The 20000-nt window shown below is 61.6% G+C and carries 14 protein-coding genes, 1 tRNA gene, 2 rRNA genes and 1 pseudogene (1 of these 18 running past the window's edge); 3 read left to right on the top strand and 15 right to left on the bottom strand.

Translation table 11 applies throughout. The annotated features are described in order from the left end of the window. Positions 1-214: 214 nt before the first annotated feature. Positions 215-2728: a DEAD/DEAH box helicase gene (locus ACE37J_RS16550; RefSeq protein ID WP_409712931.1), complete on the top strand. Its 2514-nt coding sequence runs from the start codon at positions 215-217 to the stop codon at positions 2726-2728. Between the two features lie 144 nt (positions 2729-2872). On the opposite strand, the gene ACE37J_RS16555 is transcribed toward ACE37J_RS16550, so the two are convergent. The 6 genes from ACE37J_RS16555 to ACE37J_RS16580 all read right to left on the bottom strand — a co-directional run bounded on the left by ACE37J_RS16555 (position 2873) and on the right by ACE37J_RS16580 (position 5994). Continuing rightward, entirely contained in the window at positions 2873-3379 is a 507-nt protein-coding gene (locus ACE37J_RS16555) for a DUF2285 domain-containing protein (protein WP_409712933.1), read from the bottom strand. After that, positions 3312-3638 carry a transcriptional regulator domain-containing protein gene (locus tag ACE37J_RS16560; RefSeq protein ID WP_409712935.1) on the bottom strand — a complete coding sequence of 109 codons (327 nt, stop codon included), beginning with the start codon at positions 3636-3638 and terminating at the stop codon, positions 3312-3314. The genes ACE37J_RS16555 and ACE37J_RS16560 overlap by 68 nt, the downstream gene beginning before the upstream one ends. A gap of 103 nt (positions 3639-3741) precedes the next feature. Further along, the gene (locus ACE37J_RS16565; protein WP_071675746.1) at positions 3742-4023 is read right to left on the bottom strand and encodes a DNA -binding domain-containing protein; all 282 of its coding nucleotides are present in this window, start codon (positions 4021-4023) and stop codon (positions 3742-3744) included. 88 nt (positions 4024-4111) lie between these two features. Continuing rightward, positions 4112-4360 carry a helix-turn-helix domain-containing protein gene (locus ACE37J_RS16570; RefSeq protein ID WP_071675756.1) on the bottom strand — a complete coding sequence of 83 codons (249 nt, stop codon included), beginning with the start codon at positions 4358-4360 and terminating at the stop codon, positions 4112-4114. 261 nt (positions 4361-4621) lie between these two features. Beyond that, complete coding sequence (locus ACE37J_RS16575; RefSeq protein ID WP_409712938.1) at positions 4622-5023, bottom strand: single-stranded DNA-binding protein; 402 nt, start codon at positions 5021-5023, stop codon at positions 4622-4624. 554 nt (positions 5024-5577) lie between these two features. After that, positions 5578-5994: a hypothetical protein gene (locus tag ACE37J_RS16580; protein WP_227446284.1), complete on the bottom strand. Its 417-nt coding sequence runs from the start codon at positions 5992-5994 to the stop codon at positions 5578-5580. Between the two features lie 263 nt (positions 5995-6257). Here ACE37J_RS16580 and ACE37J_RS16585 point away from each other — a divergent pair, with 263 nt between their 5' ends. Next, a complete protein-coding gene (locus ACE37J_RS16585; RefSeq protein WP_409712940.1) occupies positions 6258-7619 on the top strand; it encodes an IS1182 family transposase in 1362 nt (453 codons plus the stop codon). 182 nt (positions 7620-7801) lie between these two features. Here ACE37J_RS16585 and ACE37J_RS16590 read toward each other — a convergent pair. The 6 genes and pseudogenes from ACE37J_RS16590 to ACE37J_RS16615 form a co-directional block, all read right to left on the bottom strand. Continuing rightward, a pseudogene (locus ACE37J_RS16590) lies at positions 7802-8512 on the bottom strand (prephenate dehydrogenase/arogenate dehydrogenase family protein); the annotation flags it as partial. Positions 8513-8830: 318 nt separating this feature from the next. Further along, entirely contained in the window at positions 8831-9766 is a 936-nt protein-coding gene (locus ACE37J_RS16595) for a DUF2493 domain-containing protein (RefSeq protein WP_409712943.1), read from the bottom strand. 331 nt (positions 9767-10097) lie between these two features. Further along, positions 10098-11135 carry a toprim domain-containing protein gene (locus ACE37J_RS16600; protein WP_409712945.1) on the bottom strand — a complete coding sequence of 346 codons (1038 nt, stop codon included), beginning with the start codon at positions 11133-11135 and terminating at the stop codon, positions 10098-10100. A gap of 97 nt (positions 11136-11232) precedes the next feature. After that, positions 11233-13362 (bottom strand): ParB/RepB/Spo0J family partition protein, encoded by a 2130-nt coding sequence (locus ACE37J_RS16605; RefSeq protein WP_409712948.1) that lies wholly within the window; start codon positions 13360-13362, stop codon positions 11233-11235. A 137-nt stretch (positions 13363-13499) separates the two neighbouring features. Further along, the gene (locus ACE37J_RS16610; RefSeq protein ID WP_409712951.1) at positions 13500-14000 is read right to left on the bottom strand and encodes a hypothetical protein; all 501 of its coding nucleotides are present in this window, start codon (positions 13998-14000) and stop codon (positions 13500-13502) included. Between the two features lie 125 nt (positions 14001-14125). Then, positions 14126-15319: a DUF932 domain-containing protein gene (locus ACE37J_RS16615; RefSeq protein WP_409712954.1), complete on the bottom strand. Its 1194-nt coding sequence runs from the start codon at positions 15317-15319 to the stop codon at positions 14126-14128. Positions 15320-15939: 620 nt separating this feature from the next. On the opposite strand from ACE37J_RS16615, the gene ACE37J_RS16620 reads away from it, so the two are divergent. Continuing rightward, entirely contained in the window at positions 15940-17685 is a 1746-nt protein-coding gene (locus ACE37J_RS16620) for a recombinase family protein (protein WP_409715449.1), read from the top strand. Here ACE37J_RS16620 and ACE37J_RS16625 read toward each other — a convergent pair. The 3 genes from ACE37J_RS16625 to ACE37J_RS16635 all read right to left on the bottom strand — a co-directional run. After that, a tRNA-Met gene (locus ACE37J_RS16625) sits at positions 17642-17718 on the bottom strand. The genes ACE37J_RS16620 and ACE37J_RS16625 overlap by 44 nt on opposite strands. 45 nt (positions 17719-17763) lie before the next feature. Continuing rightward, a 5S ribosomal RNA gene (gene rrf, locus ACE37J_RS16630) occupies positions 17764-17878 on the bottom strand. Positions 17879-17924: 46 nt separating this feature from the next. Then, positions 17925-20000 (bottom strand): 23S ribosomal RNA (locus ACE37J_RS16635) (it continues 698 nt past the right edge of the window).

Genomic DNA, 20000 nt, shown 5'->3' on the forward strand with positions numbered 1-20000 from the left:
TCAGCGCTCGGCGGCTTGACGCCGACCGAGTTCGCCGACCAACTGAAACTAGCCCGGAAGGTCGCATGAGGACTGGACCAGATACAGGGTCAGGTCCCCCTAGCCCGGAAGGTCGCATGAGGACTGGACCAGATACAGGGTCAGGTCCCATCTCGGCGACCTATCCCAGAGTTTTCAGACCACCTATCCGGGGCCGCGTCACCTCGCATCACTGTTGCTTGCTGCCTATGACAGCATTGCGGGGGCGGCAGTTACACGCCTCAAACCGCCTGAGGGTTCAGATGGAGATTACTGGCGAAGCTGGCTGAGGCATCGTGCGAGTGCCGCGCCTTTTGTCTGGCCCAATCATAGAGAGGCCATTGCCAAAGGATTCCACGAGAGCGGCAAGTCCGCCGTGCTCATTCTGCCGACCGGCGCGGGAAAGACGACGGTGTCTTGCCTGAAGATTGCGGCTGTCCTGGCAAGCGGCAAGTCCGTTGTGTTCATCGCACCAACGCACGCGCTTGTGGATCAGCTCACCGACGATCTGCAGAAGGTCTTCCCGGAATCGCTGGACGGCTCTGTGGTTTCGAGCGACTTCGACCGCTTGTTCGCATCAGGAACCAATTTCGAGAGCATCGAGGTCATGACGCCGGAGCGGTGCCTTGCGCTTCTGTCGTATTCGCCCGAAGCTTTCGAGAATGTGGGGCTACTGGTATTTGACGAATGTCATCTTCTAAGCCCCGTATCGAATCTGCGCCGCGCGCTCGACGGAATGTTCTGCGTCCTTGCCTTCAACAGCATCGCACCGGAAGCCGACTTCCTGTTCCTTTCCGCGATGCTCGATAATGGTGCCGCGCTTGCAGAGTGGATCGAAGAGTTCACCGGACGCACTTGTGTTTTTGCCGATCCGCTTTGGAAGCCGAGCCGACAGGCGCGCGGTGTCCTGCTATATGAAAACGCCGCCATCTTGCAGATGGCGCGCAACGCGATTTCAGTTCAGCGCGCGGAGGATGTCCGAAAGAAAAAGCGCGCCAAGAACCTGCGCAAACCGGCGGCCGAAGCGCTGCAATGCCTACCGTATGCTCTCTTCGGGCTGCAGCATAACTGGCTTGCAGGTGCAGCGCCAAGCTGTACCCTTACGGCCATATCCGATGCGCCAGTGACGTTGACCGGTAGGCTCAACCGCGATGGTTCGATCTATTTGACACCCAACGTCAATAAGGTCGCCGCTCAGGTTGCTGCTGCGGCGGCGCGCAATGGCCTGAAAGGCATCGTCTTCGTAAACCGCAAGGATACAGCAGCATCGACGGCCCGTGAAATCGCCGCGCTCCTGGGAGACCCGCCCGAACAAACGCCAGATGAAGAAGAAAGATGGAAGGCGCTTGAGATCGAGCTTGGCGGGCTGGAGCACGCAATCTTGCCCGGTCCGGCCGCCGCGGTGCCACACAACGCGCTGATGCTTAGGTTGGAGCGCGATCTCGCAGAAAGACTGTTCCGCCGCGCCGACGGGGCAAAAGTCATCGTCGCGACACCGACGCTGGCTCAAGGTCTGAATCTTCCGGCTCACATCGCCATTCTTGCCGGAGACAAACGAAGCGATCCGGACGAAGGAGGGCGGGAAGAGCTGGAGGCGCACGAGATACTGAATGCGGCCGCCCGTGCAGGGCGCGCGGGTCACCTCGCCAACGGCATCGTGCTCCTAATCCCTGAAGCCGTGCTTCAATTCAGGCAAGGTAGCCCCTTCAACAAAGAGGTGTTTGACAAGCTGAAATCGGTACTACCGGAGGACGACCGCTGCCTGTCACTTAGCGACCCCCTGCAGACAATTCTTGATCGCGTCAATGTGGCGGCTGCTGCCGATCCTGACGTCGAGTATGCCCTGAACCGCTTGGCCACTGCGGTCGCGCCTGAAGGAGCAGAAACCGAGGCAACGACGCGCTTTTCGATAGGGCGGTCACTGGCTGCCTTCACCGCCTTAAAGACCAATCAGAAGGTGGAGTTCGATGCGAAAGTCGCGCGACTGAACGAGCTTATCGGAGAGAGAGCGAAAGAGGCCGATAAGCAGGTCCTGGCTGAGCTTGCCACCCAGAGTGGCGCGCCGCTCGGCATCCTCAAATCGCTGCGGCAAAGGATCGAGGATCAGATTGAACAACTACCCCAGACTATACCGGAATGGACGTCCTGGATCATCAACTGGCTCGCAGAGGATCAGGATGCGCGCGATGCCATTCTGATCCGTGATGTTAGAGCAATTCTCGGCGCTACAGGAAACAAGAAGTACGGACCGCTGACGGCCGACGCCGTGAGAAAACTCGAACCCGGCATTTTGGCTTGGTTACGCGGCGAGCCCTTGCGTGAAATCGAAAGACAACTGGACGGTGACCCCGCTGAAAAGGTGATTTGCCCACGTGCCCGTGAGCTCGTATCTCAGCTAGTGCCGCTCAGCCTTTCCTTTGCCGCCGGTCTGGTCGCGCGCACGGCAAGCGATATACCTGCTGTCGCCGACGGGACGGCTACGCCGGTATCTGTAATTGATTGCCTTGCAGCCGGGGTCAGACGCGGTTTCGACACCCCGAACAAGCTCGCCTTTAGCGACATAAAGCGCGGCTTCCTGAGCCGAGTTCAAGCGCATCAGGCCTATTTCGCCGTTATCGACCGTGAGCCAGAGATCTCAAACATCGAAGAGTATTCTGCGGTGGTGGACCGAATGCGGGTGTATCTGCTGCTAGTCGACGACAGAGGGTAGCAGGCTAGTTTGCAAGTGTCCCTGTTGCCATCTTTCGCAAATTAGAGAAGTGGCATCAGCGCTGGTTTCAGAAAAGCTACTGAAAGACCTTTCAGCGCGGCGCTGAGGGAGGTCACAGTCCAAACGAGACATGGTCCGGAGTCATCAACGCGCGCTCTTCGAACGCAGCAGCGCACGATACCCGCCCTCAACCATCTTTCGGGCATCGCGTAGCAAGGCCATGACCGCGAAGCGCTCCGGCGCGCTTTGCCACTCGTCCCGGCTCACCCGAGACAGCCGAAAGATCACTTCGGCAATCACGCGCTGGGATGCTCCTGCTAAGCATCCGTCATATGCCTGTAACATTCGCCTGGCACGCAGTCGTTTGTGGCGGGTGAGGCGCTTGTCGGCAGGTACCTTTCGGCCATGCAGCCGCGCGAGCAAGCTGTAGACAGCCGCTAGACGGGCAAAGCCATCCTGATCGAGTGGGACGATCGCCACAAGCGTATGATCGTCGGGATCCGATTGCAGAACCTGCAGGCGACGTTGCCCTCCAGCGCCAAGAAGATGGTGGAGGCCGTCATGGGCGAGTCTGGTCCTCCCTTCAGGCAGGATCGTCGGTTCCACCGCGCCGCTCAGGACCTCCGGAACCTTCTGCAGCACGAGCACCATAGGATCGATCCGGGGGTCCCAGAGTGCGCAGGCCTTTGGAGCCGGGAGGTTGGGATCGGCCGCGAAATCGTAACCCCCATTTTTCGAGGAGCGCGTCTTTCAGATACGCGTCGTCCGGTGCGGCCTTGGAGAGGGTCGCATAGTCCTTTGCATAGCGCTTGTTGCGGCGCAGCCATTCCCAGGCAAGATCGGACGCGCTCAGGTCTTCGACGTAGTCGTACTCTGCCGAGGAACGCCAGCCGGAGCGTTCCGACGGCATGACAAATCCCGTTCGTCAACTTCTCTGAAACGACCTGATTTTACACGTTTTGATTGATCTTCGGGAGTCCGGCCCACCCTGTATGGGCGGGTTTCGGCGTGACTCAGCCGTTCGGGCCGTCGCCCCCCTGCCGAAGCAGGTCGCGATAGCCGTGCTCGGTCATCCAGCGAGCCCGCGCGAGGTGACTATCATAGACGTTCCTGCAGCGATCGGGATCATGCTTCGGATCGAGTCCAAACAGGACTTCGACCACTTCCTGCCAATCGGCGCCTTCCTCGGCAGCGTCGAAAATGCGGAGGTAGAGAACCATGTGAGCATGGTCATAGTCGGTCAGCGTTTCGCTGTCCGGCGGAGCATCCAGAAATGTCGTCTCGCCCTGTGCCATTTGCCTACAGGATCGCAGAAACGACCCCCCTCCCGAAGTTGCCCTTTCGTACAGGCGCGCCACCGATATCCGCATCAACCGGTTACGATCACTTGGCCTTTTTCGCCTTGGTCACATCGATCAAGACGCCTTCACCCTTGTCCAAACGCAGAAAGGTGATCCCTGCATCCTCGAACACCCGGCGCACCTGATCTTCGGTCGACTCGTAGACACGAAGATCCTTCTCGGATTCGAGCCTTTTCAGTGCGGTCAGTGATACCAGGGCCTTATCGGCTAGCTCCTGCTGCGTCCATCCCAGCAATGCGCGCGCGGCCCGTGATTGTCGGGCGGTGATCATGATGATCACCTCCCACCCGGCCATTCACACATGCCAGAACTACGACTATTTTAGTCGCATTTCCGGGGGCTTGCCAGTGATCATCGTTGTCAGTGGCCGTTTCGGGCCTTCGATCGCACAGGAGCCGACCAAGGCGCGACTCACCGCTAGTTCGGCCGCTGCGCGCGGCGGGATATCGCCGAATGATACGAATTGTGATCGGCGTCCGGCAGTGCCAACAGAAAAGCCCGGCGGCTTGCGCCGCCGGGCTTCGTTGTCGTGTCAGGACTGGTCATCCTCATCGTCGATGAAGGAGGGCTCCTCGTCCTCGGCCTGCTTGGCCTTGGTCAGGAAGTCGACCGTCTCGGCGATGATCTCGCAGCCGTAGCGATCGACGCCCGCGGCGTCAGTCCACTTGGTGTAGTGGATGCGGCCGCGGACCAGGAGCTTCATCCCCTTCTCGCAATACTGCTGGACCGTCTTGCCGAGGCCGTTGAAGCAGGTGATGCGGTGCCATTCGGTGTCCTGGACGCGGTAGCCGTTCTCGTCGCGGACGACCCGGCCTTCGGAGTAGCGCGGGCGGGAGGTGGCAAGGGTGAAGCTGGTGATCGAGGTGCCGCCTTGGGTGGTGCGGGTCTCGGGGGCTTGGCCGATGTTGCCAGCGAGGATGACGATGTTCTGCATGGTATGTCTCCGTTGCTTCATCCGGAGGGACCGTCCCTCCGATGAGGCCCGTCAAAGACCGCGGGACGTGGCCTGCACGGACACCCCCGGTGTCCGCTCGACCCCCAAGGCGGGACGTGGCGCGGGCAGGCGTGGAACACGCCAACACGGGTCCCGCCGCGCGGGGTTGCCGGCTTCGGACGGACGGGCTTAGGGGATCAATCAGGAGGAGGGACAGGTCTTCTCGGGGGAGCGCCAACGGGGACGCAGGGCAGAAGCATCATCCTCACAACAGGCAACCTGGGCCCCCAGATCACGCGCCCATCGGCATTCGGCCTCACGCACCCACCATCGCTTACCGCAGCTGCGCTGTGTCCGATGGCCATAAGCCGCAGTCAGAACCGAGTGCGTCAGGCATCGTTCACCGTACTCACAGGCATCGGCCCGGTTGGTCCATGGTCATGCGAGAAGTGAGGGATGGTCTGGGCTTTGGCCTGCCATCAGCCAAGAACCGTCGCAGCGCAGATTTCCACCGCGCCTGCGATCAACTGACGAGGGACGACCGCAACCGAGGGCTAAGGGTCGAGAAGCCCCTCGCCCAAGGCATTGAGGTTGATCATCGCCGCAACGGCGACGACCGCGCCGCAGCCGGCACAGAGAAGCGTCAGCAGGATACCTGGATCGAGCGCATGTTTCGCGACGCCGTGGGCCAACGCGTAGCCCGCCACGGCGGCGGGCGCCGCAAAGAGGCCGAGCGCCCCGAGGCGGAGGAACGGGTTCCTAGCAAGGCCGAGAATGGCAATGACGAACGCGACAGAGAGCGCCGCCCCTGCCAGTCCGGCAAGGAAGGACAGGCCGAAACCGGCACCGCCACCATGAACCTGCAGGAACGCAGCGATCCCGGCCATGACCGGCAATGCGAAGACCGCGAAGCGAAAGGCCAGCACGCCAAGGGCGATGGATAGTGAGATGGCAAGAAGAACAAGCGACATGGACGCCTCCATGGGTCTGTGACTTTTGGGATCACGACAGGCTGCCCGAATGTGCGCACCGCCTGCGACTATACTGCTTCGCCGGTTCTGCTCGCGGAATTATGCCCCAATTTCATGTGCTGCCCAAGTCGAGCATCGTAGAGAAGCGGACCTTCGCGCATCATCCAGCCAAGGACAGCAGTGCGGAGATGCTGTTGAAAAACTCCGCTTGAGCGACGCCTCGACCGCTGATTCACTTCCGTTGAGGCAAGGGAGTTCTGGCGATGATGGGGGCGAGGCAGGTGGCGCAGGGCGCGCTGTTCTACGAGTTCTCGATCGAGGATCACGTGCCGCCGGATCACCTTTTGAGAGCCATGGACCGGTTCGTCGATCTCGGCGATATGCGCCGACATCTCGCTCCATTCTACAGTCCGACAGGCCGGCCCTCGGTCGATCCAGAGCTGATGATCCGGATGCTGATCGTCGGCTACGCCTTCGGCATCCGGTCGGAACGCCGGCTCTGTGAAGAGGTGCATCTCAACTTGGCGTATCGCTGGTTCTGTCGCCTCGATCTGAGCGATCCGGTGCCCGACCACTCGACCTTCTCGAAGAACCGGCATGGGCGGTTCCGGGACAGTGGTCTCTTCCGGCACCTGTTCGAAGAGATCTTGGCGCGCTGTATCGCCGAGGGCCTAGTGGGAGGCGAGACCTTTGGCGCAGATGCCTCGCTCATCAAGGCCGATGCCAGCCGTTATACCAAGGTTGAGTTCGCGGAGTGGTCCGCGGCGGATGCGGCCAACAGGGCGACCCGGGAGTACCTCACCACCCTCGACGACGCGGCCTTTGGTGCGGCAACACCCGTGAAGCCGAAGGCGATCTCGCCTGCCGACCCGGCGGCCAGGCTCACTGGTGCGAATGGTGACAGGCCCTTCTTCGCGTACAGCACGAACTACCTGGTCGACCTGGAGAACGCGATCATCGTCGATGTCGAAGCGACCGCCCCGATCCGGCAGGCAGAGGTGGGCGCAGTTCGTGACATGCTGATGCGCACGCGGGACCGTTTTGACCTGCACCCGGAGTTGCTGGCCGCAGACACGGCCTATGGTGCCGCCGACATGCTCGGCTGGCTTGTCGAAGACCAAGGCATCGAACCGCACATCCCGGTCTTCGATAGGTCCGAGCGCAAGGACGGCACATACTCCGTCACCGACTTCACCTACGATCGTGAGGCCGACGAGTATCGATGTCCTGGCGGTAAGGAGCTGAAGCCCTACTGGCGGAACATCTCCGCAGGCCGGCCGGAGTTCGGAAAGGACGGCTTCAAGAAGTACTTCGCCCGGAAGCAGGATTGCGCTGCCTGCCCGCTGAAGCCCCGATGCACGCCCAACCAGGCCACCCGAAAGATCGCACGCTCTCGGCATGAGGCGGCGCGCCAGCGCGCCCGCGACATCGCCAGAACCGACGCCTATGTCGCGTCGAGCTACGCCAGAAAGAAGGTCGAGATGCTGTTTGCACACCTCAAACGCATCATCGGCCTGGACCGCCTCCGCCTCAGGGGGCCCAACGGCGCCAAGGATGAGTTCCACCTCGCCGCAACCGTCCAGAACCTCCGCAAACTCGCGAAACTCAGGCCAATCTCGGCGTAACAGACCGCCGCAAAAGCGATCCATTCTTATCCAAACCGGCCGAGCCGAACGACTTTTTCAACAGCATCCGGAGAAAACTGCCGTTGGACGCCGCTCGTTCAATGTCCGTTTTCGTCGAATGGCGATATCCTCGATGCTGTTTCCAGCTCGGCACTTAATTCTGAGGCCAATTCAAAAAACCGTCATCGCACTGTCTCGGCGTAGGGATTGGCCTTCTCGATCGCTTCGAACACTTCCGGTGCATCGTGCTGAACCATGGAAACCGCCTCGGACAATAAATCAAAACTCTTCGTTGTCATACGCGTTGGCAAGGGCCCCATTCTCAGAAGCACTTTGGCAATGAGATGTGTGAGCCCTTGGACAATTGCGGCTTCTTTGTCGTGATCTTCCGGGGTCGATATGATGACGGTAAGACCCAGAGCCATGCGCAAGAATGCAGCAAGCCTCGCATGCCGTCTTCCCTGGATGGGGCAGACGGCGATTTTTAACCCTTCAATGCCCTTCGCAGCGCTTTGAGGGCCGAACAAGGGGTGCGTTGCGACGATGTCTACATTGCTCGGTAGCAGCCGCCGCATGATTTCAGATGGAATGGTTTTGACCGAGCCAACATCGACAATCAGCGCCCCGGGTCGACAAGCAACCGCGATTTCGCTGACAACCGTCTCAAACGAGGACACCGGTGCCGCAATGAGGATCACATCAGCCTGCGAAACCGAGCGCAACGATGTCAGAGGCACTCCGAGTTTCTCGGCCGACGAGGCAACGACCAAGGACGGATCGTAAGCCGTTATTTCAAAATGCTGGCCGAGATGACGGGCGGCAAGTTGTCCGAACGCACCAAACCCCACAATGCCGAGCGACGACTTATGAATTCTGTTGTTGTTTTTCATTTTTCGACCTTTGAAGTGCCGCCTGGCAAAAGGTCGATTGCATGTTGACCGCTGTCAGGGGCAGCGGAAAACCAATGATGAATGGCCCGCAGCTATGGAAGCTGAGGGTAATAGTCCTGCAATGCGAAGAACGAGTTCACCATACCAGCAGTGATAGTGCACCCCTGAGAGCAGCGTCAATGCTACTGCTTCACAGCGGTCATTGGTCGTGGCGCAGCATCATGGAGGTATGGGCTCGAACCGGAATTTTGCTGCGATGCGCGTGAAGGTCCGGTCTGACGCGGTGGTGCCCCGCTGTACGGGTCGGGCAGAAGACGGCGCTCACGCGCTGCCCTCGTGCTTGAGGACCGGAATTCCCAGCTTCCGGGCCTTGTCGGCGAGGTTCTCCTGGATCCCGGTGCCCGGAAAGACCAGCACCCCGATCGGCAGGACATCCAACATCGCGTCGTTGCGTTTGAACGGGGCCGAGCGGCCGTGCTTGGTCCAGTCAGGCCGAAAGGCGACCTGCGGCACTTTGCGGTGATCGGCCCATCGGGAGGCGATGAGTTCCGCGCCCTTGGGTGAGCCGCCATGCAGCAGCACCATGTCCCGGTGCTTTCCATGGACCCGGTCGAGCCGCGCCCATATCAGCCGGTGATCGTTGAAATCCGCCCCGCCGGTCACGGCCACCTTGGGGCCTTCGGGCAGAAGCAGCTGCGCCTCGGCCCGGCGGCGGGCGGCGAGGAAATCCCGGCTGTCGATCATCGCGGCGGTCAGGTTGCGATGGCTGACCCGTGAGCCGGTCCGCGGATGCCAGGGCTTGCCGAGGTGATGCTCGAAGCCCTCTGCTGCGAGGTCGCGAAAGAGTTCCAGCGCCGTGCGCCGTTCCACCATGCTCTGCCCCTCGGCCACGAGGCGTTCGAGTTCGAGGGATTTCACCTCCGAGCCATCCTGTTCCCGCTGCAGGCGGCGCTGCGCCTGTTCGTTGTCGTCGAGTTGCCGCTCGGCCCGGGCGAGCGCCCGGTGGAAGAGGTTGACCGCACCCCAGAGCAGTTCGTCGAGATCGGGTTCGAGACGTGTATCGCCGAGCGTCGCGACAAGGGCGTCGAGGATATCGGCAACGGCACCGGCAATCTGGCTGCCCTCGGGTAAGGGGCGCGGATCGGGTTCATCCTCGTATGGGCGCCAGCCGTAGAGCTGGAGTTCGGTCAGGACACGTGCGGTCGAGGACGTGCTGTGATGCGGCTCGTGGGCATCGGTTTCGGGATCGAGGGTCATTTGCGGGTTCCTTCCTCTGGGGAGCCGCGCGCCACACGCGGCCTTCGTGGCAGGAACGCGCCCACGGGCGGGGCGGCCGGGCAGCCCGAGCCTTTCGCGAGGGCCTTGATGGCCAAGCCCGGCTATTTTGCCTCGCGATGCAAAGCGCCCCGCCGGGGCGCGGCGGAAAATAGCCGGAGCGCGGCCATTGCCGGGCCGGCCCGATTGTGGGCCTCCTGCCCTCTGAAAAGGCCGTGCGCGCCGGCCTTTCCCGTGGATGGGAACCGCGCGCGGGATGCCCCTGCGAAAACGATGCTGTGAGCCGTGCAGCGCCAGTCCGATTGCCGCCCTGTCACGCCGGCATGAACCGCGCGGCGTCGTCGGCGTGGAGATGAAGCCGCAACCGCGCTTGCAAAGCCGCCAGCCCATAGCGCCGGAGATCGTCGTTGAAGTCGCCCAGTCGCGGCGTGAGGGTCTGCGCCTCGATCCCGGCTTCGGCTGCGCGCGCCTCCAGTCGATCCCGTGCCGCCGCGCCTGCGGGATCACGGTCGCGCAACACGTAGAGCCGCCGCAGACTGACGGGAAACCGGATGGCGGCCAGGTGTCCCGATGACAGCGCCGCGACGGCGGGCAACTCAAGCAGGGCCGAGCGCACGGAAAGAACCGTCTCGATCCCCTCGCCCGCGATGAGCACGTCACCGGGCACGCCGAACCGCACCCCGTTCCCGAGCAAAGCGCCCATCGCGCGCCGCGGTGTGTCTATATCGGCCTTGGCGCTCCCGTCCGGCCGCAGCCAGGTGCGATGGGTCCCGGTCTGGCGGCCTTCGAGATCGGTGATGGCGGCTAGCATGGCCGGAAGCCGCGCGATCGGCCCGCCGCCTTCGGGCCGATAGAAGCAGGCGGGATGGAATCGCAGGCTCGGCACTTGGTCAGCCGTTCCGATGCCACGCCCGCGCAGATAGGCTTCTACCGGGGTGCCGCGGATCGGCACGCCCATTGCGAACAAGCGTCGCGCCGCTTCCTGGGACCCGGTGGCAGTTGCTGGCAGTGAACGTGGCGAGTGCTGTAGAGGTGGATCGGGCAAAGGCAGGCTCAGGAAGCGTCGGGCCTCCTCGGCAACGTCCTTGAAGTCGACCAGGCCGCAGCTCTCGCGGATGACATCGAGTAGGTCGCCATGCTGTCCCGTGGCAGCATCGGTCCATTTTCCGGCGGCACGATTACCGGAGAGAGGCCCGGACAGCCGAACGAACATGGATCGGCCCGGTGTGTTATTAACGTCTCCCACCAGCCAGTAATGACCCTGCTTCCGGCCGTTCGACAGATAGTGCCGGCACACCGTTTCGGCGTTCTGGGAAAGCTGGCGCGAAAGCTCGGTGGCGGGGCTCGTCATGGCGGTCTCCAATAGGGTTGGACGCAATCAGGGGCCCGCCATGACTGACGGGCCCCTGACTTTGGACCTTGGGGGAAGGTCCTGTGCTGCTCGTAGGTCACTCGGCGGCTGTCCTGGCGAAGGCGTCACCGGCGACGGGAAGATCTTCCTCCATTGGGTCGGAGTCTCCGATAGCCGGTTCGCCGCCGTCTTCCGCCGATTGCGCTTCGCTGCTGTCAGGATCGTCTTGCGAAGGGTCATCGTCGGAGCGGTCCACCTCGTCGACCAGCTCGATCTCCGGTGTGTCCTCTTCGCGCAGCGGCGGCGTGCGCAGCGGTTCGGGCAGCCAGCCGGTGCCCGCGAGCAGGTCCTCTGCTGCCGTCACCATCTCGGCCTTCTTCAACCCGGCGATCCTGTCAGCGGCGTCCTCGCCCTTCGCCTCGCGCACGGCCTCGAGGATGCGGGCCTTGGTCACGCGACCGAGGTAGCTGTCACCCGTCGCCGTCCACCCAACCTTGGCCATGTCGAGCCCGACGGTCCCGGCCAGTATATCCGCATGCGCGATGGCGCCGGGACGGCGCTGATAGGGATCGTGGACGGCATTGACGCTCATCCCAACGCAATGGGCGAAGAGCGCCTCGCGGCTGCAGCTGTCGAACTCGGTCAGCGCCTCCCAGAGGTCCTCGGATGCCTTCGGCAGGTTCCGTGCCCAGGTCTCGTGACGCTGGTCGATGGCCTGCGCGTAGGCCGTGTCGCCGAGGCCCGGCACCTGCGATCCGAAACCCGCGTTGCGCGGTTCGATCTCGACGCAGCTGTCGACGGCGTAGCGATAGAAGAGCCGCAGGACCATCGCGTGCAGGGCCGCGAGGAAGGCGACCTGCGGGTCCTGGGCCAGTGCGTTGCGCAGCGCCAGAGTCCGATGGGCCGTCAGTTCCATGACGAGGCGGTCGGAGAGCGGTTTGAGGCCGTCGTCCTCTTCCTCCTCGTCCGCGGCAGAAACGACGGTGTCATCAGCGTCCTCGATCGGCGCCGTTTCTGGTGCGACCTCGCCGGCGTCCTCCGACTCCTCGACCGGCTCATCCTCCGGCCGCACATAGCCCCGTTCGACCCGCAGCCGCCCGGAGCTGTCGATGCTGACGAAGGCTCCTGCCAGCGCGAGGTCTTCTGCCTCGTACCGGATCGGACGTGCCTCGAGTGCTTCCATCGCCTCCTCGATCTCGCCCAACCGGGTATCGACTTCGTCGGGCAACTCGTCGGCCTCCGCATGCTCGGCCTCGAGCGCGTCGTATTCGGCCTTCAGCGCCTGGTAGCTGGCAGCCTCCTCGTCGCTCATCGGCACCGCTTCGCCATGAACCCGGCGCATCCCGAAGGTGTGGCCGTAGGGGAATTCGGTGTCGACCTCGACCCATTTCCAGCCCTCGGCGCGGACCGCCTCGGCCTCCTCGGCCAGTTTCTCGCGCACCAAGACGTCGAGCAGGGCGGCATCCTGCAGCCAGCCACCGTCGTCCTGCTGGAACAGGTCGCGCAGGATCTCGCCCCCGGCCTCGACGTAATCGTCGAGCCCGACGAACTGCGCCCGCTTGTCCGAGGCGCGTACCGCACCCTCGGTCAGCATGCGGCGGATTTCGTAGGGCTGCCGGGAATAGTGCCGCTGCAACGCCTCCCAGACCTGCTCCTGCCGCGCGTGATCGGGATTGACCGTGAAGGCCATGAGCTGGTCGAGCGTCATCTCCTCCTCGGCATAGGCGTCGAGCAGCGTGGGCGCGACCGCGGCGAGCTTCAGCCGCTGCTTGACCACGCTGGCCGAGACGAAAAAGGCCGCCGCGATCTCCTCCTCGGTGCGGCCCTTCTCGCGCATCGCCTGGAAGGCGCGGAACTGGTCGAGCGGATGAAGCGGCGCGCGCTGGACGTTTTCAGCGAGACTGTCCTCTTCTGCGAGCCCATCGGTGCGGACGATGCAGGGCACCAGCGCGGTCTTGTTCATGCGCTTCTGTTTGACGAGCAGTTCGAGCGCGCGGAACCGCCGTCCGCCCGCCGGGATCGTGTACATGCCGGTCTCGGCGCCGTTCTCGTCCAGCACCGGCCGCACGGTGATGGAGCTGAGCAGCGTCCGCCGCGCGATGTCCTCGGCCAGTTCCTCGATCGACACGCCCGCCTTGACGTGGCGCACGTTCGACTGGCTGAGCATCAGCTTGTTGAAGGGGACGTCGCGCGAGGCGCTGAGGGTGATTTTCTGTTGCTTAGTCATCGGGATATCTCCGCGACAGGCCGGCCAGGAGCCTCTCCCCCGACCTCCAAACCCGTCACGGAAAGCCCGGCCCGCCTCTTACTCTCAAGGCAGAAGGGCCACCGCGCCGCAGCGCTTCACACCAGAAAAGGAGCCCCTCACTGATCGGGCGGCAAATCGCTCCACCGGACACGCAGATTTTTGCCCTTCGTCTTTGGAAAAGACTTTCGATCAATCATTCTGCCAGAAACCTCAAATTCCTCGTTTATCTTGACTATCAGCAGCTTAGACCAATTTCCTGCCAACTTCACGAGGACCTCGTCTCGGTTCTTGAAAGGCGTGATGGTTTTGACCTCTATGTGGTCATTTCCAAGTCTTCCATCAGCGCCTTGGGCATAGTTCTTGTTCAGTTTTATGCCGTAAGTGATGGCACCAAATAGCTCTCCAATGTCTCCGTAGACGTTTAGATGCAGGCCGGTTTCCAAATGGTAGCTCTCGGCCAAGGACAATAGATCAAGGAAATACGGGATCATCGAACGGATCGCATTTGGATATTTTGCTCCCCATTCCTTGTACCGAAGCTGTTGGTCTATTTCTGACCAAGTCACCCACTCCCCATCGTCATAAAAGGCGCGATCGGACCAATCGATTTCTTCCATGTAGCAACTCCGAGGTGACGTCATCGCAAACTATAGCGCGAGCCAATTCTCTATGATCCGTAGTTCTCGACCCTTGGATTCACAACGGGCGACCACCCTTTGATGGCCGCCCGTTACATACTTCGCTAGACGGCCTTCTCCAACAGTCCCTTCGCCTTCCCTTCCATCACCAGCCGCGCATCCTGCTGCGGCTTCGACCGAGCCACCGCGGTGATCCCCTGCACGAAGTCGAAGACGCTCTCGGGCGGGCGGCCTTCCTCGGCCAGGACCGTCTCGACGATCCGCCCTGCGTCCGCCTTCGAGAACCCGCGCTTTCGGAGGAAATCCTGACGGTCCTCGTCCGACCGCGCGACGATCTTCTCCCGCGCCGCGCGGATGCCGTCGATGAAGGGCGCGGGCGACGACTCGGCGAAGCGGCTCAGCGCCGGGGCGGCCTCGTGGGCGAAGCGGGAGGCGGCGTATTTGGAGTGCCGGATCGTGATCTCCTGGAAGTCCTCGACGCCCCAGAGGTTGCGGTTCTGGCAGACCGCGCGCAGGTAGAAGCTGGCGATGCCGAGCGTCTTGGCGCCCACCTCCGAGTTCCAGCAATAAAACCCACGGAAATAGAGGTCGGGTGAGCCGTCGGGCAGCAGCCCCGCCTCGATCGGGTTCAGGTCGTCGACGAGGAACAGGAACACGTCACGGTCCGAGGCGTAGAGTGTCGTCGTCTCCTTCGTCACGTCCACGCGCGGATTGTAGATGCCCGTTGACCAGTCGAGCACGCCGGGCACCTTCCAGCGCGTGTCGCCGGTGCCGTTGCCCGCGATGCGCTGAACGGCGGAGACCAGTTCGTGGTCGTAGATGCGGCCATAGTCGGGGCCGGTCACCGCACGCAGTTCCGTGCGGCCATCCGCGACCTCCATCGTCTTGATCTGCTCCGCCCGGTGGTTGGTCAGGCCGTACTGCAGGTTGATCCCCGCCAGCGGCGCGGGCAGTTGGCGCAGATAGGCGGCAGGCGCGCCGACAAGGCTCGAGAGTTGGCCGAAGGACCAATGCGTCGGTGCAATGGATTCATCCGCGCCAGGCAGTACAAGGCCCAGCTTCTCCGGGTTGTCGCGATGCGCCTCGACCCGGATCGCGGCACTCTCCACCGTGCGCGTCCGACTCCGCTCCGCCCGGCGCTTGACCGATGCGAAGAGATCGTCGAGCGACAGATACCGCTCGTCATCCGGCCGCGAGAACCACTCCGACGACACGCGGTCCACGTTCTCGCCGCGCGACACATCCACCTTGTAGCCGCCGCTCGTGTCACGACCGGCATCGATGATTTCGGTGTTCATTGGAAAACCTCCGCGACGGGCGCCGGAGGCCTCTCCTCCAGCCCTCAACCCGTCACGGCACCCCTCCCAGTCTCTCGCTCTCTCGCTTGGCCAGTGGCGGCTTCCCGAGCCTTAGTGACACCTGCGTTGCGCGATTCGGGCGGCCTATGGCAGACTTCGTTCAGGCGACGGTCTTCGGGCCCTGCCACAGCTTAGGGCCCCTAAATGGTGAGAATTCGCATAGAACAGCGCAGTATCTCCGGATTCCGGGCCGCCGATTTGCGCTACGCTGTAGCAGCCATCAATACGCCAGACTACGCGAGTATGCGCGCGCCCCACCTCCAACCCGCTATGATGCATAGGCTTTTTCCTTCGTACGTGTGCCAGCCTCTGGCAGGCTGGTGCTTATGGAAAGGGACCAGAAAAGCAGGCCGGGGGCTGACGCCTCAAGGGACGCCCAGGACTCATCTCGGGAAAGCGGAGCGGCTGAGAACAACATCGCGCGCCTCACGCCTTCTGGCGATGACCCGCGACTGGTCAACCTTGTTCGCTTGTTGGCGCGGCAGGCGGCGAGAGAGTTCATTGAGACAGAGAACAGGCGGCATGCACGGGCTCGCCTCCGCGATTAGGGGGGCTATCGCATGAAGGCAGCGCTTTACGCTCGGTATTCATCTGACAACCAACGTGATGCGTCGATCGAGGACCAGCTACGCATCTGCCGCGCACGCGCGGAGCGGGAAGGCTGGACGATCATCGACAGCTACACGGATCGCGCTATTTCCGGGGCGTCCTTGCTTCGGCCCGGCGTTCAGGAGTTGATCTCGGATGCGCTGAAGGGGCGTTTCGACGTGATCCTTGCGGAGTCGCTGGATCGTCTCTCTCGGGACCAGGAGGACATCGCCGGGCTCTACAAGCGGATGCGCTTTTCAGGGGTGAGTATCGTGACGCTGTCCGAAGGCGAGGTCAGCGAATTGCACATCGGTCTCAAAGGAACAATGGGCGCACTCTTCCTCAAGGATCTAGCTGACAAGACCCGGCGCGGTCTCCGCGGGCGCGTGGAGAAGGGTCGCTCCGGTGGTGGCCTTTGTTATGGGTACGACGTCATTCGCACGGCCGATCCGGACGATCGGGGCGAGCGGGACATCAATCCAGCCGAAGCAAACGTCGTTCGGCGCATCTTCAGGGATTACTTGTCCGGACATTCATCGCGGACGATCGCTATGACCTTGAACCGGGAGGGCATTTCAGGACCGCAGGGAAAGGAATGGGGGCCGTCGACGATCCACGGCAATCCGAAACGCGGGACGGGCATTCTCAACAACGAACTCTACATCGGGCGGCTAGTCTGGAACCGTCTGCGATACATGAAGGATCCAGACACCGGCAAGCGCGTCTCCCGCCCGAACCCGGAAAGTGAGTGGGTTGTCCAGGAGGTCCCGGACCTTCGGATTGTGGACCAAGATCTCTGGGACGCAGTGAAGAAAAGGCAAAAGAGCCTTTCGTTTGATACGTCGCCGACAGGCAGCAATCCGATGAACGATAGACGGCGGCCGAAGCACCTTTTCGCCGGCCTCATCAAGTGCGGTTGCTGTGGTGGTGGATACTCCCTGATCTCGAAAGACCTGCTTGGCTGCGCAGCGTCACGGAACAAGGGCACATGCGATAACCGTCTGAACATCCGTCGGGATGCCTTGGAGGCGTCGATCTTGAATGGTCTTCGGAAGCATCTCATGTCGCCGGAACTCTTCAATGAATTCTGTGCCGAGTTCACGCGCGAGGTTAATCGGCTCCGGATCGAGCGCGGAGCCGACCTGGCCGGCTGGAGGAGCGAACTCGAGAAGGTTGACCGAGAGCTCGACAAGATGGTCGATGCCATTCTTCAGGGCTTCCCGCCGGCGAAACTCAAAGACAAGGCCGAGAAGCTGGAGGCGAGGAAGGCGGAGTTGTCTGAGCTTCTGGACAACGCTGACGAGCCGCCGCCATTGCTGCACCCGAACATGGCACGGATGTATCAGGATCGGGTCGCCAAGCTCTGCGAGAACCTGCAATCCGAGGAAGATCGAGGCGCCGCCGTCGACGTGCTTCGGTCACTGGTCGATGAAATCACCCTCGTGCCCGAGAACGGCGAACTCTCCATCGTGCTGCGCGGCGACTTGGGGGCGATCCTGCGCTTTGCAGCAGGAAAGCAAAACCCCGACTTCCTTTCGGAGGCCGAGGCTTTGGACAATCTGCTTTCGCAGAAATCGTTGGTTGCGGGAGGGCGCAGCAGACGATCCCGGCGGTCGGTAGCCCAAAAAGCAAAAACCTCCGCGGCAGGACCGTCGGAGGCATCGCAAGTATCGTTGGTTGCGGGGGTAGGATTTGAACCTACGACCTTCAGGTTATGAGCCTGACGAGCTACCGGGCTGCTCCACCCCGCGACAGGAGTGTCTCATCGAAAGAGAAACGCGTAGCGCCTCATCAAGGTCTGGCGGCGACCTACTCTCCCACGTCTTGAGACGCAGTACCATTGGCGCGGCGGGTCTTAACGGCCGAGTTCGGGATGGGATCGGGTGTTTACCTCGCGCTATGGCCACCAGACCTAAATGAGGCGCTCTTTCCAAGTCATGTCTTTCGTCTACTGGATCGAATCAAGCCTATCGAGCGATTAGTACCGGTCAACTGAGCGCCTTGCAGCGCTTACATCTCCGGCCTATCGACGTGGTGGTCTACCACGGCCCTCAGGGATACCTTGTTTTGAGGGGGGCTTCCCGCTTAGATGCCTTCAGCGGTTATCCTGTCCGATCATAGCTACCCTGCACTGCGGCTGGCGCCACAACAGGTCCACCAGTGGATCGTTCACCCCGGTCCTCTCGTACTAGGGGCAACTCCTCTCAAGTATCCTACACCCACGGCAGATAGGGACCGAACTGTCTCACGACGTTCTAAACCCAGCTCACGTACCTCTTTAAACGGCGAACAGCCGTACCCTTGGGACCTGCTCCAGCCCCAGGATGAGATGAGCCGACATCGAGGTGCCAAACACTGCCGTCGATATGGACTCTTGGGCAGTATCAGCCTGTTATCCCCGGCGTACCTTTTATCCGTTGAGCGATGGCCCTTCCACTAGGGACCACCGGATCACTATGGCCGTCTTTCGACTCTGCTCGACTTGTCAGTCTCGCAGTCAGGCAGGCTTATGCCATTGCACTCAACGAGCGATTTCCGACCGCTCTGAGCCTACCTTCGCGCGCCTCCGTTACTCTTTAGGAGGCGACCGCCCCAGTCAAACTACCCACCACAGAGGGTCCCGGACCCGGATTCACGGGTCGCGGTTAGACGCCAAGCAGGCCAAGGGTGGTATCTCAAGGGAGGCTCCACCGAGACTAGCGTCCCGGTTTCAAAGCCTACCACCTATCCTGCACAAGACATGCCTGGCGTCACTCTGAAGCTATAGTAAAGGTGCACGGGGTCTTTCCGTCTAACCGCGGGAACCCCGCATCTTCACGGGGAATTCAATTTCGCTGAGTCTATGTTGGAGACAGCGGGGAAGTCGTTACGCCATTCGTGCAGGTCGGAACTTACCCGACAAGGAATTTCGCTACCTTAGGACCGTTATAGTTACGGCCGCCGTTTACTGGGGCTTCAATTCGGAGCTCTCACCCCTCCTTTTAACCTTCCAGCACCGGGCAGGCGTCAGACCCTATACGTCGTCTTGCGACTTCGCAGAGCCCTGTGTTTTTAGTAAACAGTCGCCACCCCCTGGTTTGTGCCCCCGACCCACAGTTGCCTGCAAGCCGGGCCTCCTTCTCGCGAACTTACGGAGGTATTTTGCCGAGTTCCTTCAACATCGTTCTCTCAAGCGCCTTGGTATTCTCTACCAGTCCACCTGTGTCGGTTTAGGGTACGGTCGAACGAGGGGCTATTTCCAGGAACCGCTCAGCAGCCCTCCCAATCCGATAAGGAAGAACTACACCTGCGATCCGTCACCATCCTCTGGCCCAGTAATATTAAACTGGTTCCCATCACCTACGCCTTTCGGCCTCGGCTTAGGGGCCGGCTCACCCTGCTCAGATTAGCTTTAAGCAGGAACCCTTGGACTTTCGGCGAGAGGGTCTCTCACCCTCTTTGTCGCTACTCATGTCAGCATTCTCACTTCCATACGCTCCAGGATACCTCACGGACACCCTTCACCGCATATGGAACGCTCCGCTACCACTGCTTGCGCAGTCCTCAGCTTCGGCTCATGGCTTGAGACCCGATACATCTTCGCCGCAGGACAACTTATTTAGACCAGTGAGCTGTTACGCTATCTTTAAAGGATGGCTGCTTCTAAGCCAACCTCCTGGTTGTTTTGGTCGTCCCACCTGCTTTCCCACTTAGCCATGAATTAGGGGCCTTAGCTGGAGGTCAGGGTTGTTTCCCTCTCCACGACGGACGTTAGCACCCGCCGTGTGTCTGCCATCTAGTACTCCCGGGTATTCGGAGTTTGGTTAGGATCAGTAAGCCTGTGGGGCCCCATTACCCATCCAGTGCTCTACCCCCCGGGGTATTCGGATGACGCTCTACCTAAATAGATTTCGCGGAGAACCAGCTATCTCCGAGTTTGATTGGCCTTTCACCCCTAGGCACAACTCATCCCGACCTTTTTCAACAGGTGTGGGTTCGGACCTCCAGTGCGTGTTACCGCACCTTCATCCTGGCCATGCCTAGATCACTCGGT

Source organism: Pikeienuella sp., from assembly GCF_046290545.1.
GTDB lineage: Bacteria > Pseudomonadota > Alphaproteobacteria > Rhodobacterales > Rhodobacteraceae > Pikeienuella.

Coding starts and splice junctions, on each gene's coding strand:
- ACE37J_RS16560 (WP_409712935.1), bottom strand. CDS start 3,638: ATGCCGTCGGAACGCTCCGGCTGGCGTTCCTCGGCAGAGTACGACTAC.
- ACE37J_RS16555 (WP_409712933.1), bottom strand. CDS start 3,379: ATGGTGCTCGTGCTGCAGAAGGTTCCGGAGGTCCTGAGCGGCGCGGTG.
- ACE37J_RS16585 (WP_409712940.1), top strand. CDS start 6,258: ATGATGGGGGCGAGGCAGGTGGCGCAGGGCGCGCTGTTCTACGAGTTC.
- ACE37J_RS16620 (WP_409715449.1), top strand. CDS start 15,940: ATGAAGGCAGCGCTTTACGCTCGGTATTCATCTGACAACCAACGTGAT.
- ACE37J_RS16615 (WP_409712954.1), bottom strand. CDS start 15,319: ATGAACACCGAAATCATCGATGCCGGTCGTGACACGAGCGGCGGCTAC.
- ACE37J_RS16575 (WP_409712938.1), bottom strand. CDS start 5,023: ATGCAGAACATCGTCATCCTCGCTGGCAACATCGGCCAAGCCCCCGAG.
- ACE37J_RS16600 (WP_409712945.1), bottom strand. CDS start 11,135: ATGACGAGCCCCGCCACCGAGCTTTCGCGCCAGCTTTCCCAGAACGCC.
- ACE37J_RS16595 (WP_409712943.1), bottom strand. CDS start 9,766: ATGACCCTCGATCCCGAAACCGATGCCCACGAGCCGCATCACAGCACG.
- ACE37J_RS16570 (WP_071675756.1), bottom strand. CDS start 4,360: ATGATCACCGCCCGACAATCACGGGCCGCGCGCGCATTGCTGGGATGG.
- ACE37J_RS16605 (WP_409712948.1), bottom strand. CDS start 13,362: ATGACTAAGCAACAGAAAATCACCCTCAGCGCCTCGCGCGACGTCCCC.
- ACE37J_RS16565 (WP_071675746.1), bottom strand. CDS start 4,023: ATGGCACAGGGCGAGACGACATTTCTGGATGCTCCGCCGGACAGCGAA.
- ACE37J_RS16580 (WP_227446284.1), bottom strand. CDS start 5,994: ATGTCGCTTGTTCTTCTTGCCATCTCACTATCCATCGCCCTTGGCGTG.
- ACE37J_RS16610 (WP_409712951.1), bottom strand. CDS start 14,000: ATGGAAGAAATCGATTGGTCCGATCGCGCCTTTTATGACGATGGGGAG.